The sequence below is a fragment of the Nocardia glycosmidis genome (assembly GCF_052545115.1).
This window is the reverse complement of sequence record NZ_JBQWRH010000001.1, coordinates 341,513-360,372: the sequence shown is the minus strand read 5'-3', so window position 1 is coordinate 360,372 and position 18,860 is coordinate 341,513. Positions and strand designations below refer to the sequence as shown.

The 18,860-nt window shown below is 66.1% G+C and carries 15 protein-coding genes; 10 read left to right on the top strand and 5 right to left on the bottom strand.

The window, feature by feature from the left end:
* The first annotated feature begins 113 nt into the window (after positions 1 to 113).
* Positions 114 to 671 carry a sugar O-acetyltransferase gene (locus ACT86A_RS01635; protein ID WP_445090152.1) on the top strand — a complete coding sequence of 186 codons (558 nt, stop codon included), beginning with the start codon at positions 114 to 116 and terminating at the stop codon, positions 669 to 671.
* Positions 672 to 723: 52 nt separating this feature from the next.
* On the opposite strand, the gene ACT86A_RS01630 is transcribed toward ACT86A_RS01635, so the two are convergent.
* The 3 genes from ACT86A_RS01630 to ACT86A_RS01620 are packed head-to-tail and all read right to left on the bottom strand — an operon-like array spanning position 724 to position 3,309.
* Entirely contained in the window at positions 724 to 1,608 is an 885-nt protein-coding gene (locus tag ACT86A_RS01630) for a metal ABC transporter permease (RefSeq protein WP_445090151.1), read from the bottom strand.
* Between the two features lie 25 nt (positions 1,609 to 1,633).
* Complete coding sequence (locus ACT86A_RS01625; protein WP_445090150.1) at positions 1,634 to 2,368, bottom strand: metal ABC transporter ATP-binding protein; 735 nt, start codon at positions 2,366 to 2,368, stop codon at positions 1,634 to 1,636.
* Positions 2,365 to 3,309 (bottom strand): metal ABC transporter substrate-binding protein, encoded by a 945-nt coding sequence (locus ACT86A_RS01620; RefSeq protein WP_445090149.1) that lies wholly within the window; start codon positions 3,307 to 3,309, stop codon positions 2,365 to 2,367. The genes ACT86A_RS01625 and ACT86A_RS01620 overlap by 4 nt, the downstream gene beginning before the upstream one ends.
* A gap of 539 nt (positions 3,310 to 3,848) precedes the next feature.
* On the opposite strand from ACT86A_RS01620, the gene ACT86A_RS01615 reads away from it, so the two are divergent.
* The 3 genes from ACT86A_RS01615 to ACT86A_RS01605 all read left to right on the top strand — a co-directional run bounded on the left by ACT86A_RS01615 (position 3,849) and on the right by ACT86A_RS01605 (position 7,682).
* The gene (locus ACT86A_RS01615; RefSeq protein ID WP_445090148.1) at positions 3,849 to 5,213 is read left to right on the top strand and encodes a flavin monoamine oxidase family protein; all 1,365 of its coding nucleotides are present in this window, start codon (positions 3,849 to 3,851) and stop codon (positions 5,211 to 5,213) included.
* Positions 5,214 to 5,330: 117 nt separating this feature from the next.
* Entirely contained in the window at positions 5,331 to 6,842 is a 1,512-nt protein-coding gene (locus ACT86A_RS01610; RefSeq protein ID WP_445090147.1) for a lipase maturation factor family protein, read from the top strand.
* Between the two features lie 240 nt (positions 6,843 to 7,082).
* Positions 7,083 to 7,682, top strand: a complete 600-nt coding sequence (locus ACT86A_RS01605) for a TetR/AcrR family transcriptional regulator (protein WP_445090316.1) — start codon at positions 7,083 to 7,085, stop codon at positions 7,680 to 7,682.
* 165 nt (positions 7,683 to 7,847) lie between these two features.
* Here ACT86A_RS01605 and ACT86A_RS01600 read toward each other — a convergent pair whose 3' ends face one another.
* Positions 7,848 to 9,104, bottom strand: coding sequence for a LuxR C-terminal-related transcriptional regulator (locus tag ACT86A_RS01600; RefSeq protein ID WP_445090146.1), 1,257 nt, complete (start codon positions 9,102 to 9,104; stop codon positions 7,848 to 7,850).
* 3 nt (positions 9,105 to 9,107) lie between these two features.
* The gene (locus ACT86A_RS01595) at positions 9,108 to 10,364 is read right to left on the bottom strand and encodes a LuxR C-terminal-related transcriptional regulator (protein ID WP_445090145.1); all 1,257 of its coding nucleotides are present in this window, start codon (positions 10,362 to 10,364) and stop codon (positions 9,108 to 9,110) included.
* A gap of 211 nt (positions 10,365 to 10,575) precedes the next feature.
* Between ACT86A_RS01595 and ACT86A_RS01590 the strand changes: the two genes are divergently transcribed.
* From ACT86A_RS01590 to ACT86A_RS01565, 6 genes are all read left to right on the top strand, one after another.
* Positions 10,576 to 11,589, top strand: a complete 1,014-nt coding sequence (locus tag ACT86A_RS01590) for an NAD(P)H-dependent flavin oxidoreductase (RefSeq protein WP_445090144.1) — start codon at positions 10,576 to 10,578, stop codon at positions 11,587 to 11,589.
* A 185-nt stretch (positions 11,590 to 11,774) separates the two neighbouring features.
* The gene (locus ACT86A_RS01585) at positions 11,775 to 13,373 is read left to right on the top strand and encodes an acyl-CoA carboxylase subunit beta (RefSeq protein ID WP_445090143.1); all 1,599 of its coding nucleotides are present in this window, start codon (positions 11,775 to 11,777) and stop codon (positions 13,371 to 13,373) included.
* 8 nt (positions 13,374 to 13,381) lie between these two features.
* Positions 13,382 to 15,397, top strand: a complete 2,016-nt coding sequence (locus ACT86A_RS01580) for an acetyl/propionyl/methylcrotonyl-CoA carboxylase subunit alpha (protein WP_445090142.1) — start codon at positions 13,382 to 13,384, stop codon at positions 15,395 to 15,397.
* Entirely contained in the window at positions 15,397 to 16,161 is a 765-nt protein-coding gene (locus ACT86A_RS01575; protein ID WP_445090141.1) for an enoyl-CoA hydratase/isomerase family protein, read from the top strand. Before ACT86A_RS01580 ends, ACT86A_RS01575 begins: the two co-directional genes overlap by 1 nt.
* Positions 16,161 to 16,979 (top strand): TIGR03084 family metal-binding protein, encoded by an 819-nt coding sequence (locus tag ACT86A_RS01570; protein WP_445090315.1) that lies wholly within the window; start codon positions 16,161 to 16,163, stop codon positions 16,977 to 16,979. Before ACT86A_RS01575 ends, ACT86A_RS01570 begins: the two co-directional genes overlap by 1 nt.
* Positions 16,976 to 18,763 carry an acyclic terpene utilization AtuA family protein gene (locus tag ACT86A_RS01565; protein WP_445090140.1) on the top strand — a complete coding sequence of 596 codons (1,788 nt, stop codon included), beginning with the start codon at positions 16,976 to 16,978 and terminating at the stop codon, positions 18,761 to 18,763. The genes ACT86A_RS01570 and ACT86A_RS01565 overlap by 4 nt, the downstream gene beginning before the upstream one ends.
* Positions 18,764 to 18,860 lie beyond the last annotated feature (97 nt).

Sequence of the window (18,860 nt, the reverse complement as noted above, 5' to 3'; positions counted from 1 at the left end):
ACAAGACACCATCATCGCATCCAGCCGCAGGAGGAGATCAGCAGCCGTGCACGCCTCCGGCATCCTGGTTTCGGCATTGATACCCTGCCTCGGTCTCGGACAGGATCGCTTACATGACAACGCACAAGGACCGCATGTTGCGCGGAGAACTCTATCGTGACAACGATCCGGACCTGATCGCCGAGCGCCGGAGCTGCCAGGAACTTCTGGATCAGTTCAACGCGACGCGCGCGGGAGAGGATCAGCAACGCCGCGAGATCCTCGAGAAGCTACTCGGCGCCATCGGTGCGGGCTCCTGGATCATGCCGCGCTTCCAGTGCGACTATGGCCATCTGATCCGCCTGGGCCGCAACAGCTTTCTGAACTATGACGCGATCGTGATGGACTGCGCCCCTGTCATCATCGGCGATGACGTGTCCATCGGTCCCCGCGTCCAGTTACTGACGGCCCTGCATCCTATGCACGACCACGAACTGCGCCGCCAACGCTGGGAGTCCGCCGCTCCGATTGCCATCGGCGACAACGTGTGGCTCGGTGGCGGCGTTATCGTCTGCCCCGGCGTGACGATCGGCGCGAATACCGTCGTCGGTGCGGGAAGCGTCGTCACCAGGGATCTACCGGAGCATGTTTTCGCCGCGGGTAATCCGTGCCGGGTTATCCGGCAGCTGTAGGTTTCCGGCTGGGGGTGCACGGCGATGGAGAGGGCGAGTGCCGAGCAGTACCTCAGTCGCCGGCGGGCGCCAAAGCAGAACTCCTTTGCCGACGTGCCGCTGAAAGGCGCCGCCCGATCACACCCTGGCGGGGCGCGAACAAATACACCGCCGTGAAGGCGAGGCCCTGGACCACGACGACCATGCCGCCCGGCGCGGTGTCGAGGTGGTAGCTCACGTACAGGCCGGTCACGGCGCAGACTACCGAGACCGTCGGGGCGATGATCAGCATCCGGCCGAAACGATCGGTGAGCAGGTAGGCGGTCGCACCGGGGATGATGAGCATGGCCACCACGAGAACGACGCCGACCGCCTGGAGGGCCACCACGGCCGTCAAGGCCAGGAGGCCGAGCAGAGCGGTGCCGAGCAGCCGGGGACTGATACCGATGGCGTGCGCATGGGTGGGATCGAAGGCGTACAGCGTGAAGTCGCGGCGTTTGAGGATCAACGCGGCGAGAGTGATCGCGGCCAGGAGCACGACCTGCACCAGCTCGGCGCGGCTGACGCCGAGCAGGTTGCCGAACACGATGTGGTTGAGGTCGGTCTGGCTGGGCGTCACCGACACGAGCACCAATCCGAAGGCGAACAGCGTGGTGAAGACGATGCCGATGGCGGCATCCTCTTTGATCCGGCTGGTGTCCCGCACCACGCCGATCAGCGCTACCGCCAAAAAGCCGAAGACGATCGCGCCCACCGCGAACGGCAGCCCGAGGATATAGGCCAGCACCACGCCGGGCAGGACGGCATGGGAAACCGCGTCCCCCATCAACGACCATCCGATGAGCACCAGCCAGCACGACAGCACCGCGCACACCACCGCTGCCGTCACGGTGGTCGCCAGCGCGCGCACCATGAATTCGTAGCGCAGCGGGTCGACGAAAAATTCGGTGAGGTTCATTGTCCAGTCTCGCATTCCGCCGGATTCACACCCGGTCCATCACATCCAGGCCGAACGCCCTGGCCAGATTCTCCGGTTTCAGTACCGAATCGGGATCGCCGTGCGCGAGCACCGAGCGCATCAGCAGGACCGCCTCGTCCGCGAGGCCGGGAAGGGCGTGCAGGTCGTGCGTCGACACCAGGATCGTCGCGCCGTCGGCGGCGAGCTCACGCAACAGCGTGGTGATCGTGGCCTCCGAGCGTTTGTCGACGCCGGCGAACGGCTCGTCGAGCAGCAGCACCGTCGCGCCTTGGGCCAAGCCGCGTGCCACAAACGCGCGCTTCTTCTGCCCGCCGGAGAGCTGGCCGATCTGCCGGTCGGCGAGGTCGGTCAACTCCACGCGCTCCAGCGCGTGTGCGACGGCCTCGCGATCGGCCTTGCGCGCGCGGCGGGTGAACCCGAGGCGGCCATAACGACCGGTCATCACCACGTCGCGCACCGAGAGCGGGAAGCTCCAGTCGACGTCCTCGCTTTGCGGCACATAACCGAGGATGCCGGCCCGCCGCGCCGCCACCGGCGGACCGCCGTTGATCCGCACGCTCCCGCCGTCGGGCTGGACCAGACCCATGATGGTCTTGAACAATGTCGACTTGCCCGAGCCGTTCATGCCGATCAGACCGCAGACGCGGCCGGAATCCAGGGTGAGGTCGACCCCGTCCAGCGCCAGCACGTCGCCGTAGCGGACGGTGACGCCCTGCGCCTCGATCGCCGGCGTGCTCATGGCCTGCGTCCCGTCAGCGCGGAACCGATCGTCTGTGCGTCGTGACGCAGCAGCGCCAGATACGTCGGCACAGGGCCGTCGGCTTCCGACAGCGAATCGACGTAGAGCACGCCGCCGAACGCGGCCCCGGTGGCCTCGACCACCCGCCGCATCGGCGCGTCCGACACGGTGGACTCGCAGAACACGGCGGGCACCTGGTGCTGCCGGACGAAGTCGATCGCCGAGGCGATCTGCTGAGGCGTGGCCTGCTGCTCGGCGTTGACGGCCCAGATGTACTTCTCGGTGAGACCGGCATCGCGAGCCAGATAGGAGAACGCGCCCTCACAGCTCACCAACGCGCGTTCGTTCGGGGGCAGCGCGCTCAGGGTGCTGACGAGTTCATCGCGCACCTTGCCCAGCTCGGTCTTGTACCGCTCGCCGTTGGCGCGGAAATCGGCCGCGTGCTCGGGTACGAGTGCGCCGAAGGCACGCACCATGTTGTCGACGTAGATCTGCGCGTTCTGCGGCGACATCCACGCGTGCGGGTTCGGTTTGCCCTGGTAGGCGTCCTCGCGGATGCCGATCGGCGCGACGCCCTCGCTGACCACGACGTGCGGCACGCGCGCATCCGAGACGAACTGGGCGAACCAAGCCTCCAGGTTCAAGCCGTTGTCGAGGATCAGATCGGCCTTCGCCGCCTTCTTGATATCGCCGGGAGTCGGCTCATAACCGTGGATCTCCGCGCCCGCCTTGGTGATCGACTCGACGGTCAGGTGGTCGCCGGCCACGTTCCGCGCGATATCGGCGAGCACAGTGAACGTGGTGAGCACCACGGGGCGATCGTTACGCTCGGCCTCACCTACCCCGCAGGCGGTGAGGGCCAATGACAGAGCGCCCACGGCGGCCGCCGCGACCAACCGGCGCGGGGGCGGAGCAAGCAAACGGAACAGCCGAACCTTCATGCACCCAGATCATAATGTTCGCCTCGCCGAACTTTCAAGTTCGAAAGGTTGAAACCCGCAGCTTCCCCATCGGAGAGTGGCGGGGACCGCGGAAGGGCGACCCGGCCGAGCAGTCAGCGATCGGCGAACCATGCGTTGCATGGGCGGATCGGCTGCGCCCTCGAGGACGAAAACCGGGGACGGAAACGTCGCCATCCGAATTCCGAGCTTTCGGACAAGAACCCCTCTGAGGCTATACAGATTCCAGGACCTGCGTATCGCAAACGGCTCGAAGAAAGGGAACTCGTCGACGCCTACGCCGACCCACGGAATCCGGGCTTGCCGAGCCGAACCCGTCTCGCCACCATACCGCGTCCGGGCGCGCGGATTTGCTATAGAATTGCCAGATATTCGACTCGAATGCCTGATCGAAGGCTGATCGCACCCATTGCCGGGGGGATGGCGCCGAGGGGATGGCGCCGGGGGTGCGGCGCTTGGTGCGCGACCTGCGCGACCCACGGACGGCACCGCGCAGAACTCCAACACGAGGACGGCTTGCCATGACGGACGTCGACTATTGCGTGATCGGCGCGGGATTCGCGGGTTTGACCGCCGCACTGCGGCTGAAACAGGCAGGTCGATCGGTGGCTGTGCTGGAAGCGCGCGACCGGCTCGGCGGGCGGACGTTCACCGAAGTCCGTCCGGACGGGTCCTGGATCGATCGCGGCGGCGCCTGGATCGGGCCGGGGCAGGACCGGATCCAGGCCCTGATGACCGAGTTCGGAGTACCGAGCTACCAGCAGTACGCCGACGGTGCGGCCATGATGGTGGTCGACGGCAAGCAGCACCGCTACACCGGGACCATCCCCTGGACGATGAGCCCCTGGGCGGCGATGAATCTCGGCGCGGTGCTGCTCGAGCTGGGACATCTGTGCAAATCGGTTCCGCTCGAAGCTCCGTGGACGGCGAAGAAGGCCGACAAGTGGGATCAGGTCAGCCTGGCGCAGTGGCTGGATGGCAACGTCCTGTCCAAGCCCGCCCACGACCTTTTGGAGACCGCCATCTCCGGCTGCTATACCTCGGCCGCCTCGGAGGTCTCGTTGCTGTTCGTGCTCTATCAGATGGCCTCGGGCGGCGGCCCCGGCTTCGTCCTCGGCATCCGGGACGGCGCGCAGGATGCCCGCCCGGTCGGGGGCATGGGAGCCATCTACCGGCCGATGGCCGCTGCGATCGGCGACTCGATCCGCCTCTCGCAGCCCGTCCGGCGCATCGAGCAGGACCCTGACGGAGTCACCGTTCGGACCGATCAGTTGAGCGTGCGCGCACGTCGAGCGATCGTGGCCGTCCCCATGGCAGTCGCGAGCCAGATTCTCTACGAGCCGATGTTGCCGGTCGATCGATCGTTCCTGCACCAGCGCATGCCGAGCGGTTCGATCATCAAAATCGCCGTGGTGTACGACGAACCCTTCTGGCGCCGGGACGGGCTGTCGGGTCAGTCGGCCGCGCCGGGATCACCCGCGACCATCACCATCGACGCCTGCACGAATACCGGGCGCCCCGGAGTCCTGTGCGTCATCGTGGAGGGACCCATCGCGCGGCAGATCGGAAAGCTCGACGAGTCCGAACGAAGGACGGCGATTCTCAGCGAATTGGGCGACCGGTTCGGCGATCGGGCTCGCTCCCCCATCGACTACATCGAGCAAGACTGGAGCATCGAGCGTTACTCCGGCGGCGGGATGCTCAGCCACGCACCCACCGGCGTGCTCACCCAATTCGGCCATGCCCTCCGCGAACCGTGCGGCCGTATCCATTGGGCCGGAACGGAGAGTTCCGCCGTGATGTGCGGTTGGGTCGACGGCGCCGTCCGTTCGGGCGAGCGGGCGGCGAGCGAGGTGCTGGAACACGAATGGGCGGCGGTGGGCTGAGTGCTGTCAGTTCGAACCGTAGCTGTTGCTCCCGTATAGCAATCGGAAAGAATATGGCCGCTCTGGGCGTTTGCCTTTATTGAGAAGAAGTTTCGTAGCGAACGTGAGCGACCGGCGGTGTTCGGGTTCTACGACTCCGGTTATGTGCTGGCTCGGCTGGTCTTCGAGCGGCTGCTGGGTCTGGTGTACCTCATCGCGTTCATCTCGACCGTGGCCCAATTCCCGACGCTGTGCGGTGATCGAGGGTTGCTGCCCGCGCCGCGATATCTGCGGGCCGCGGGGTTCCGGCGCTCGCCCAGCCTCTTGCATCTGCATTACTCCGACCGGCTGGCCGCCGCTCTGGCCGCGCTGGGTGTGGTGCTGTCCGGCGCGGTCGTGCTCGGTCTGCTCGACAGGACGCCGCTGCCGGTGGCCATGGCCGCGTGGGCGGTGCTGTGGGTGCTGTACCTGTCGTTCGTCAATGCCGGGCAGGCGTTCTACGGCTTCGTCTGGGAAATGCTGCTTTTGGAGGCCGGCTTCCTGGCGATCTTCCTGGGAAACGCGGCCACGGCCCCACCGATCGCCGTCGTGTTGCTGCTGCGCTGGCTTCTGGTGCGGCTCGAGGTGGGAGCGGGCCTGATCAAGGTCCGCAACGATCCGGCGTGGCGCGACCTCACCGCGCTCTGCTACCACCACGAAACCCAGCCGATCCCGAACCGGTTCAGCTGGTACTTCCACCATCTGCCCAAGCCGATCCATCGCCTGGAAGCGGTGGGCAACCATGCCGTGCAGCTGATCGTGCCGTTCGGGCTGCTGTGTCCCCAGCCGGTCGCCTCGGTAGCCGCCGGGATCATCATCGTGACGCAGCTGTGGCTGATCATCAGCGGGAACTTCGCGTGGCTGAATCTGCTCACGATCGCACTCGCCACGCTGGCACTCGACGGGCGGTTCCTCGCGGCACTGCTCCCCATCGAGCCGACCCCGTCGCCGGACGGGCCGATGTGGTTCACGATCCTGGCGACGATCCTGACGCTCGCCATGATCGCGCTCAGCTGGGCGCCGGTCCGCAACATGGCATCGCGGCACCAGGTGATGAACGCCGCCTTCAACCGGCTGTATCTGGGCAACACCTACGGCTTGTTCGGACATGTCACCCGCACGCGGCTCGAGCTGGTCATCGAGGGCACCGACGAGCAGCCGGGGCCGGACGCGACGTGGCAGGCATACGAATTCAAAGCCAAACCCGGAACCCTCACCCGGCGCCCGCGGCAGGTGGCGCCGTATCACCTACGCCTGGACTGGCTGATCTGGTTCGCGGCGATGTCACCGATGTACGCGGAAGCCTGGCTGCTGTCGATGGTGGTCAAAGTGCTGGAAGGCGACCGGGCCACCCTGCGTCTGCTGGCGGCGAACCCGTTCCCTCGGCAACCGCCGAAGTACTTGCGGATCCTGCTGTACGTCTACCGTTTCACCACCCGCGAGGAACGCCGTCGCACCGGGGCCTGGTGGACCCGCCGCTTGGTCGGCGAGTACCTGCCGCCGGCCACACTGCGCGCTCCCCCCGATCCGTCCCGGTCCGCGCAGACACCGGGCTACGCCGGGCCCGAGGGTCCGGGTCCGCCCGATCGCCCCGCCCCGGAAGCCGGATGAGAATGTGGGAAGCCGGCGCCGATCGACCGGGACAAGGTGCGGCAAGCCACCGAGCCGATGCCCAATTTCGTTAATGATGGTTTACCGAAGACAGGACAAGCCGGTCGCTGCGGTCGACCAGCCCCTACCTGACTGGGTCACGGCCGCCTGATTATCATTTCCTTCGGCAAAGACTTCATAATTAGTCAACGACGACTAACATGATGACAACTGCCGTCGACAGGATCGGAGAGGTAGACCATCATCGAGCAGACGATCGGCGAGGTTGGGCCACCGCCCCGGGTCCGCGACCCCGCACGCAAGGACCGAATCCTGACCGCCGCCGCCGACCTGGTCGCGCGCAAGGGGTTTCACGCGGTGTCGATGTCGGACATCGGCCAAGCGGCGGGCATCACCGGGTCGGGCATCTACCGCCACTTCGACGGCAAGTCCGCCGTGCTGGTCGCCCTCTTCGACCGCGCGATCGATAACCTGCTGCGCGACGAACACCGCATCGTGGAGACGGTCGACGACCTGCCGCAGGCGCTCGACCGGCTCATCGAGGGCCAGGTCGACTTCGTTGTGTCCGATCGCGAACTGGCGCAGGTCTATCACAACGAGATCAACAACCTGCCCGACGAGGACAGCCGCCGTCTGCGGCGCAAGCAGCGGATGTACCTCGAGGAGTGGGTGCATCTGCTCGACGAATTGCGCGCGGATCTCTCGGACGCCGACGCCCGAGCCCTCGTCCACGCCGCGATCGGCGCGATACAGTCAACACTGTTCCACAACACCGGTCTACCCGAGGACCGCCTGCGCCAACTGCTGGCCGCGGCCGCACGGGCCGTGCTGGCCGTATGACCGTTCACAATAAGCTGCTGGAATGCTTTGGGTACGCATGCCACCGGCACGCAGCATCGGCGAGCAACTGCCCTATCAGAGGAACTCAACGACTGATCGGATCGAGTAACCGATAACCCCTTGGCCGGCCGGCTGGGTTCCGGTGCTGCGACACCTTCCGTCGAATCAGCGACTGCTCCGTTGTGCGGCAGCCGGAGCGGGAGGTCGGTCACCCGAAAGAGCCGAATCATACGGCGCCCGTTCGCCGGCGAACGACCACGCGATCGCCTGGGCACGGTTGGCCGCGCCGAATTTCCGAAGAATGTGTTTGACGTGCGATTTCACCGTTCCCTCTGTGATGACCAGATGATCGGCAATGGCGCGATTGGTGGCCCCGGCGACCATCAGCTGGAATACCGCCGCCTCCCGCTCGGTGAGATCCGCTACGTTTCCATACCCGGCCGGATACAGAATCGGCTCGGGTTCATGGCCGTCGGATCGGCGCTGGCGCGCAACGTCCATTCCCGACTCACACAGCACATCCATGCGGTCCACGGCGGCCGCGATGACATCGCGGACCCGATCACGATGATCATGCAGCCGTTCCAGCAGTACTGCTCGTTCGTAGATGTGACTGAAGCCTTCGGTGAAGGCCCACAGCACATCCCGGTCGCTCTCGTCGGTACGGCGCGTCAGTGGGTAGTGATCGGCGTGGATGAATCCGAGGACGTCGTCACCGTGCAGGATGGGGGCCGCGACATACGATCGCGACTGCCCGGCGTCCATAATCGGCCGATATACCGGGGCCTCGGCGGTGTCGTACACCAGCGACGGACGACGCTCGGTCAGCAACTGTGCCTCGGGAGCCCGCGAATCGAGCGGAATCCTCTGGTTCACCCAGTCCACGAACCAGGAATTCGCCGCGCGGTCCAGGCCGAAGTGCGCCATCGACGGTCGCCACGACCGGCCCTCGACGCGGGAGAGCACGGCCCGGTGGAACCCGCAGCGAAGCACGATCTCCGCGCAGGCCACATCCAGCAGCGCTGTCGTGTCGGGGATGGTCCGCAACCGGCTCAGCCCCGCGGCGCAGTCGGCGAGGCGCTGACTGCGCTGACCGGTGTCGTGCAGGTAAAGGTCCATCGCAAGCTGCTGGAGCTGGAGAATCAACCCGCACAGCTGCTCGGCGACGAGGGTATCGGCGCTGCGGACGTCGCGTAGCCGCGCGATACAGAAATGGATCAGGTTCGCGACGGCCTCAGCCGAGCGCCACGCGCCGTCCGAATCCTCCAGCGGCAAGGCAGCCGCCGCGCCTGCCGCCTCGAAAACCTCGTCCCGCAGCAGGGCCAGCCGGGCGAGAAGTTCCCCCTCCCGCCGCCGCCAAACCTGCCGAATGCCGCCGACCGAACTGGTGCCGGCCACATCGCTCGCCATCACAATCGCCATTCGTCAGCTCCGCCACTCGTTTTTCCTGGCGCGCATATACCGCGCGATGGCGCTGGCACGATTCGGCGCGCCGAGTTTGTGCAGAATATGTTTCACGTGGGATTTCACAGTGCTCTCGGCCAGGGTGAGCCGGTCCGCCACCTGAGCGTTCGTCGCGCCGCCGGCCAACAGTGCGAGCACCTCCCGTTCGCGCGCGGTGAGCTGGGACAGGCCGACGGGTTCCGGCCGGGCGGAGATCTCGGGCGCTGTGCATTTGTCGGGTGCTACCGCGGCAGCGCCGGGCAACACGGGACCGGACAGCCGAACCGGCTGATCGGCTGCCGTGTCGACGATCTGCTCGACCTCCCGGAACACCTGCGCCAGATGTTCGCGCTGGCGGGCCAGGCGACGCTCGAGAACCGCCCGCTCGTAGATCACGCCCACACCCTCGGCGAAGGTCCGCAGACAGTCTCGGTCGACCGTGGTGAGCGGTCGGCGCGAGAGATAGGTATCCACATGCAACAGCCCCAGCACCGCACCCTCGCCCACGATTGGCGCCACCGCGTATTCGCGCGTTCGTGACGCCTCCATCAGAGGACGGAAGGTCCGTATCTCATGCTGTGCGTCGAGGACCAGAGCGGGCAGGCGACGGCGCACGACCTCCGCTTCCACCATCGGCGAGGACAAGGGGATCTCCAGATCGGCAATGTAGTCACTGAGCTCGCGATTGACGCGGCTATCGTGGCCTTCGGCCAGGAAAATCATTCGGGGTGCCCAGATCGAACCGCGGATACCCGAGATCATCGCGCGATCGAAGCCGGCGGTCGCGCAGAGTTCGGCGGGCGCGGCGTCGAGCACCTCCTCGGCGGTGGCCTTTCGCCGGAGGCGTGCGAATGCTTCGAAGATGCGCGCGGGTGTGTAACCCGGCTGTGTCAAGGTGTGCTTTCGCAATGTCGACTGCGCCGCGCTGACATCGGTGAGCAGTTCGCACAGATCGTTCGTATCGAGCGACCCGGCACGGACTACGGCAAGGCGGCGGGCCACACGCTCCAGAGTCTCCCCGAGCAGCTGCGTATCCGGGCCGTCGGCGTACCCCTTCGTCGCCTGCGTGGCCAGCTCGCTCACCCGCGCGTTCAGCTCCGAGATCCGGTGCACCAGCGTGGCGAACTGCGGGCTCGATACTTCCGGCGCCCGCGTTGTTTCTCCAGATCGCTGAGCTTCTCGAGATCGCTGACCGCCGACCCGGATTCCCGCTCGACGTCCGGTTTCGTGTAGAGCCACTCCTGATACCTTGTTCTCTTCCCGCGCTGTGTTAAATATGTGTTGCGCGATTTACTACCGCCCCATGATCAGTGATACACATCACGGTGTCAAGTCAATGCTATGGGGACCTGGGCGATAGGAGATCGCAGCCGCGTGGGAGGCCCGCCCAGAGCACGATGCCGCCATACGGCGAGGCATGCTCCAATGTGATTGGTGATTTACTTTCCTCATGGCGCTTCCCCGTATCCTCTCCGAGCGACTGACCATCCCCGCCATCGCCGCCCCCATGACCACTGTGTCCGGGCCCGAATTGGTGATCGCGGCGTGCCGCAGCGGGGTCGTCGGCTCGTTTCCGACCCACAACGCCGCCAGCACCGACCAACTGGACCACTGGCTGTACCAGATCCACGCCGCCCTCGACGGCAGCGGCCGCCGCGCCGCCCCGGTAGCACCGAACCTGGTGGTGCATCGGACGAACGAACGCCTGCGCGCGGATCTCGACTGCCTGGTGCGACACCGCGTCGAATTGGTGATCACGAGCGTCGGGTCGCCGAAGCCGGTCATCGCACCGCTGCACGACATCGGCTGCCTCGTCTTCGCCGACGTCGCCGGCGTGACGCACGCGCAGCGTGCGCTGGAGGCAGGCGTGGACGGGCTCGTCCTGCTCACTGCCGGAGCGGGCGGACAGACCGGATGGGCGAACCCCTTCGCTTTCGTGCGCGCGGTACGGCGCTACTTCGACGGACCGATCGTGCTCGCCGGGGGGATCAGCGACGGCACCTCGATCCTCGCCGCACAAGTCCTGGGCGCCGACCTGGCGTACCTGGGAACACGGTTCATCGCGACGTCGGAGAGCAATGCCGGCGACGACTACAAAGCCGCCCTGATCGGGTCGACTCTCGATGATGTGCGGCTGTCCACCCGCGTCGGCGGCATTCCCGCCAGCCTGCTGGCCAGCTGGCTGGCACTCGACGACGCAGCAAAACCCGACGCAGCAGAATCCGGCGCAGCCGAAACCGGCGCGGACGACTCGGCCGGCTTCGCGCAGGAACGGTTGCTGCGCAACCGCACAGCCTGGAGCGCCGGGCACAGTGTGGCGGGCGTCGATGCCATCACCTCGGTCGCCGACCTGGTCGACACCATCGCCCAGCAGTACGCACAAGCGCGACACGGGCTGTTCGGCCGACTCGTCGACGGTGGCCCCAGTGCGGGTCCGCAGGTCCTGCCGATGGCCAAGCACTAGTTGCTCATAAATCACTACATCATCCAGCGCGCGGGACATGGCGCGAGAACCAGGAGATTTTCCGCAGCGAATGGCGTCTTCCTCCGAGTTGGCGCATGAGTTAGTATATGACCATTCACTAACTCGGCGGTTGGCCGATCCTCGCAGGGGGAGTGATCGCGACACTGGAATCGAAAGGCATACGGATGCCCGTACTCAAATCCGAGGTCGACACCGCATCGTCGACGTATCTGGAAAACCATCGCGTGCAGGCGGATGCCGTGGCGGCCCTGCAGGAGCAGCTGGGATCGGCTGCCGCCGGCGGCGGCGAGCGGTACGCCAAGCGTCACCGCGATCGAGGCAAGATGCTCGTCCGGGAGCGGATCGAGCTGCTGATCGACCGGGACGCTCCGTTCCTGGAGCTGTCGGCTCTTGCCGCCTGGGGCACCGAGTTCAACGTCGGCGCGGCGATCGTCACCGGTGTCGGCGTGGTCTCCGGCGTCGAATGCATGATCATCGCGCACGATCCGACCGTCCGCGGCGGCACGATGAATCCCTACACGTTGCGAAAAAACCTGCGCGCGTTGGAAATCGCCCGCACCAATCGGCTGCCGGTGGTCTATCTCGTCGAATCGGGTGGTGCCGACCTGCCGACACAAGCAGAGCTTTTCGTGCACGCCGGGCGGATCTTCCACGAACTGACCAAGATGTCATCGATGGGCATACCGACCATCGCGCTGGTGTTCGGCAACTCGACCGCCGGCGGCGCCTACGTACCCGGCATGTGCGACTACTCGGTACTGGTCGACAAGGGCGCGAAAGTCTTCCTCGGCGGCCCGCCACTGGTCAAGATGGCCACTGGTGAGGACGCCGACGACGAGCAGCTCGGCGGCGCGGAAATGCACTCGCGGGTGTCTGGACTGGCCGACTACTTCGCCGTCGACGAGACCGACGCCATCCGCATCGGCCGTGACATCGTGGCCCGCCTCAACTGGCGCAAGCTCGGCCCCGGCCCGTCGGTTTCGGCCGACGATCCGCTCTACAGTGCCGAGGAATTGCTGGGCATCGCGTCCGGCGACCCGCGCATCCCATTCGACCCACGCGAGGTCATCGCCCGTATCGTCGACGGCTCGCGTTTCTCCGAGTACAAGCCGCACTGGGGCACCAGTATCGCGACCGGCTGGGCTTCGATTTACGGCTTCCCGGTCGGCATCCTCGCCAACACCCGCGGCGTGCTGTTCAGCGAAGAAGCGAAGAAGGCAACAGAATTCATCCTGCTCGCCAACCAGGCCGACACCCCCCTGATCTTCCTGCACAACGTCACGGGCTTCATGGTCGGCACCGAATACGAGCAGGGCGGGATCATCAAAGACGGCGCCAAGATGATCAACGCCGTAACCAACAGCGACGTCCCGCACATCAGCGTGAACATCGGCGGCTCGTTCGGCGCCGGGAACTACGGAATGTCCGGCCGCGCCTACGATCCCCGCTTCATGTTCACCTGGGCCAACGCGCGCCTGGCCGTGATGGGCGCCCAGCAGCTCGCGGGCGTGCTGTCCATCGTCGGCAAGGCCGCCGCGGCCGCCGCGGGCCGAGAGTTCGATGTCGAGGCCGATGCGCAGCGCACCGCCGCCATCGAGCGGCAGATCGAGGCCGAGTCGCACCCGTTCTACGTCTCCGCGCGCATCTATGACGACGGCGTGATCGATCCGCGCGACACCCGGTCCGTGCTCGGCATGGCCCTGTCCGCAGCCCATTCCGCCGAGGTCGCCGGTCGCCGCGGCTTCGGCGTCTTCAGGATGTGAGTACACGTATGTCTTCGACCCTCCAGCGGCGTTCGATCACCAAACTGCTGATCGCCAACCGCGGCGAGATCGCCGCCCGGATCATCCGCACTGCGCGGCACATGGACATCGCCACGGTGGCGCTGTACTCCGATGCCGACCACGACGCACCCTATGTATTGCAGGCCGACGAATCGATCCATCTGCCCGGCACCGCCCCCGCCGACACGTACCTGCGGGCCGATCTCGTCCTCGCCGCCGCCCGCCGAGCCGGGGCGGACGCCATCCATCCCGGCTACGGATTCCTTTCCGAGAATGCGCAATTCGCGCGCGACTGCGCCGCAGCCGGGGTGATATTCGTCGGTCCGAGCCCAGCGGCCATCGCCGCGATGGGCTCGAAGATCGAAGCCAAACGCGTGATGGCGGCCGCGGGTGTCCTGGTCCTGCCCGGCACGACAGTGGCGACCGAGTCGGACGAAGATCCGGAACGCTTGCGTGCCGCGGCCCAGGAGATCGGGTTTCCCATCCTGGTGAAAGCAGCCTTCGGCGGCGGCGGTCGCGGGATGCGTATCGTGTCCGCCGAAGCCGGACTCGTCGAGGCGGTGCGCGATGCCCGGCGCGAAGCGGCCTCCGCCTTCGGCGACGGCACGGTCTTCCTGGAAAAGTTCATCGAGTCGCCACGGCACATCGAGGTACAGATTTTCGGTGACAGCTATGGCAACGTGGTGCACCTCGGTGAGCGGGAATGTTCGATCCAGCGGCGATACCAGAAGATCATCGAGGAGTCCCCGTCGACCGCGGTCGACGACGCGCTGCGGGACGAGTTGGGCCGCGCCGCGGTCGCCGCGGGCAAGTCGCTGGCCTACGAGGGCGCGGGCACCGTGGAGTTCGTCCTGGCACCGGACGGTCGCTTCTACTTTCTGGAGGTCAACACCCGTCTGCAAGTCGAGCATCCGGTCACCGAACTCGTCACCGGCATCGATCTGGTACGCGGCCAACTGCTCGTCGCCGCAGGTGAGCCGCTCCCCGAGGAAATGCTCGACGTATCACCGACCGGGCACGCGGTAGAGGTCCGGCTGTACGCCGAAGATGTCGCGGCGGGCTTCATTCCCACCTCGGGGACGCTGACCACGATGGAATTCCCCGACTTGGCGGGCGTCCGGATCGACGCGGGATTCGCCTCCGGTTCGCAGCTGAGCACCTACTACGATCCCATGCTCGCCAAGGTGATCGGCTACGGCGCCGACCGCACCACCGCCTGTGATCTGGTGGCCCGGGCGCTGCAGGAGACCCGTCTGCACGGCGTGACCACGAACCGGGACCTGCTCATCGGCATTCTCCGCGAACCGGAATTCCGTGCCGGCGCGATCGACACCGGCTATCTCGACCGGCACGACCCGGCGCAGCTGATGGTGCGCCGTGGCGTCACCGCACCCGTCGCCAGGGTCCACGCCCTGGTTGCCGCGCTCGCCGCGCAGGCTGATCGGCGTGCCGGGTCGCCGATTCTGCCCGGTCTTCCTTCCGGCTTCCGAACGCTGCACAGTGCCCCGCAATCGGTGTCGTTCCACTGCGGCGACGAACAGATCGACGTCGAGTACCGCTTCGACCGCACCGGACTCACGGCCCGCTGCGGTGATTGGGCACCGCACACCCTGGTTCTCAACGAAACGACCGCCGAACTCGTCGACGCCGTCATCGACGGTGTCCGTCGGCGGTATCGCGTCGCGACCACCGGCACAGCGTATTTCGTCGACAGCGCCCTTGGTGGCACCGAACTGCGTGAGGTGGAACGCTTCCCCGACCCGAGCCGAGCGCAGCAGGCCGGATCACTGCTCGCGCCGATGCCGGGAACGGTGGTCCGGATCGAAGTGACCGAGGGACAGACCGTTTCGGCCGGTGCCCCGGTCATGGTGCTGGAGGCGATGAAGATGCAGCATGTCATTCGCTCGCCCGCGGATGGCGTCGTCGTGGAATTGCCGGTGGACGTAGGCACGCAAGTCGAGTCCGGGCAGGTGCTCGCCATCGTCCAGGACGGAGCCGAGTGATGAACGACGAGGTTCGCTACGAGGTTCGCGACTCCATCGCCTGGCTGACGATCAATCGGCCCCAGGCGCGCAACAGTCTCAACCAAGCCGTCCGGGAAGGGCTCTTCGAGGGCGTACGCCAGTTCAACCACGACGACCAGGCCAAGGTCCTCGTACTCACCGGCGCCGGCGAGAAAGCCTTCTGCGCCGGCGGTGATCTCAGGGAGATGTCCGAGGCGAAACTGACGATCCCGCCGGTCGATTTCGTGCCACAGTTCGGACGCAACATCGAGGTCGGGAAACCGACGATCGCGGCGGTCAACGGCGCGGCCTTCGCCGGCGGCTTCCTGCTCGCGCAGACCTGCGACCTGTGTGTCGCCTCGACCACCGCGACATTCGCGATCTCCGAGGTGAAGGTCGGCCGCGGATCGCCGTGGGCCGCACCACTTCCGCTGATGATCCCGCGGCGGGTGGCGATGGAGATCGTGCTGACCGGTGCGCCGATGACCGCGCAGCGCGCCTACGAGATCGGCTTCGTCAATCAACTCGCCGAACCCGATGAATTGCACGAGCGTACCCAGGCGCTCGCGCTGCAGATCGCCGCCAACGCGCCGCTGTCGGTTCTGGCGGGCAAACGGACGATGGCGCTCACCGCGGAACATCCATTGCAAGACGCTTTCGAACGCGCCGAAACAATTTGGGCGCCCGTCTATTCCAGCGCTGATGCCCAAGAAGGGATGGCGGCCTTCGTCCAGAAGCGCACTCCGAAATGGCAGGGAGAATAATGGCCCTCGACTACACCGCACTACTGCACGACCTCGAGCGCGAGGGAGACTTGCTCATCAACTGCCTGTTCTCCTCGCCCCCACAGGTCTGGGAGACAGCGACGCCCGCCGTCGGCTGGGCTATCCGAGATCAGGTATCGCATCTGGCCTTCTTCGATGACTTCGCCCTGCTTGCCCTGACCGATGCCGACCGGTTCCGGTCCGAAGCCGCCCGCCTGACCGGCCGCGGATCGGATTTCCCCGACCGCGTCGCGGAGGACTACCGGCAGATGGCGCCGGCCGATCTGTTCAACTGGTTCATAGATTCCCGTTCGCGGCTCATCACGGCATTCGCCGGAGAGGACCCGCGTCGGCGACTGCCCTGGTTCGGCCCCGATATGAGTGTGGCATCCTCGGCCACCGCTCGGCTGATGGAGACGTGGGCGCACGGCCAGGACGTGTACGACGCCGTGGGTGTCGATCACCCGGTCGGCCCGGGAATACGCAGTATCGCTCATCTCGGCGTGAGCACCTTCGCTTTCGCCTATCGCCTCAACGGCCGCCCTGTTCCCGACGACCCGGTGCGGGTCGAGCTGAACGCACCGGACCGCGACGAGGTCTGGACCTGGGGACCCGACGATGCGGCAAACCGGATCACCGGACCCGCGCGAGATTTCGTTCTCGTGGTCACTCAGCGACGGCATGCCCAGGACACCGAACTGATCATCCACGGCGAGGTCGCCTCGTCCTGGATGGATATCGCGCAGGCCTTCGCCGGTGCGCCGGGCCGCAAACGTGCCCGTCCCGCCGTCACTCCCGGAAAGAAGATCTGGACATGACCGACACGACGACACCGCGGCGACCGGTTCGCATCGGCAACGCTTCCGCGTTCTACGGCGATCGGATCGCGTCGTTGCGCGCGATGGTCGAGGGTGGACCGGTCGATGTGGTGACCGGCGATTACCTGGCGGAGCTCACCATGCTCATTCTCTGGAAGGCGAAACAGAAGGATTCCGAACTCGGTTACGCGAGAACCTTTCTCACGCAATTCGCCGAAGTCGCCCGCACGTGCGCCGAGCGCGGTATCAAGATCGTGGTCAACGCCGGCGGATTGAACCCGGCTGGACTGGCCGCCCGGGTACGCGAGATCGCGCACATGGCGGGTGTGCAGCTGTCGGTGGCGCACCTCGAAGGCGATGACGTCACCGATCGCCTCCCGGCGCTGCAGGCAGCCGGTCACCCGTTGCGCCATCTCGACAAAGGGATCACCCTCGCCGAAGCGGGCGCGAAACCGGTCTCGGCGAATGCGTATCTGGGCGGTTGGGGAATCACCGCTGCCCTGTCCCGCGGCGCCGACATCGTCATCACACCGCGGGTAACCGATGCGGCGCTGGTATCGGGAGTCGGCGCCTGGTGGCACAGCTGGTCTCGAACCGACTTCGACGCCCTCGCCGGGGCGATCGCCGCCGGGCACATCATCGAATGCGGACCACAAGCGACCGGTGGAAACTACTCCCAGATTCACGAGATCACCGACCGCCGCTACCCGGGTTCGCCGATCGCCGAGCTGGCGCACGACGGCAGCTTCGTCATCACCAAACACGACGGCACCGGCGGATTGGTGTCGCCCGGCACGATCACCGCCCAGTTGCTGTATGAAGTCGATTCACCGGTCTACCTGAACCCGGATGTCGTCGCCCATTTCGACAGCCTCCACGTGAGCCAGGACGGAAAGAACCGTGTCCGGGTCACCGGCGTCGTAGGCACTGCTCCGCCGTCGACCCTCAAGGTCGCCATGAACTACATCGGCGGCTACCGCAACACGATGACCCTTGTGCTCACCGGGCTCGACATCGAGGAGAAGGCGCGCTGGGCGGTCGATGAGCTGTTCGACATCCTCGGCGGGCGCGACCGCTTCGACGAGGTCGCCGTGCAGCTGCTGCGCTACGACGTCCCCGAGCCGGTCCGGTTCAGCCAGGCGACGGCACATCTGCGGGTCACCGTCAAGGATCGCGACCGCACCAAGGTCGACCGCGCGTTTTCCAACGCCGTGCTCGAATTGGCGGTCGGCGGCTACGCCGGCTTCCACACCACCACCCCGCCCACCTCCGCGAGCGAATTCGGGGTGTACTGGCCAACTGTGCTGCCCGCGACCGAGATCGACCATGTCGTCGTTCACGCTGACGGCACCCGTGAAACCATCCCACACTGCCCGCAGACCGACGACAAATACTGCGGCATCCCCGAAATTTCCGAATTGCCCACTACCACAGAGGATTTCGGACACTGCACACGCAGACCTCTGGGTTCCGTCGTCGCCGCTCGCTCCGGGGACAAGGGCGGCAAGGCGAACGTCGGAGTCTGGACCGACACCGAGCAGCGGTGGCACTGGTTGCGTTCCCATCTCACCACCGAGAAGTTCACCGAATTGGTCGCCGATGCACAAGGATTCGAGGTCCGTCGCTACGAGTTCCCGAATCTGCGCGCACTCAATTTCGTCATAGTCGGCTTCCTCGGCGACGGTGTCGCGTCCTCGACCCGCACCGACCCGCAGGCGAAGGGTCTCGGCGAGTTCCTGCGCGCCACCTACACCGACGTCCCCGACAGGCTCGTCGGTTCATGATACCCACCTGAACGGAGATTTCCGCTCCGATCGGAATCGCCATCAGTAGATTCTCGCCCGATCGAAATTGTTCCGGGCGAGATTCTATTTCCGTTTC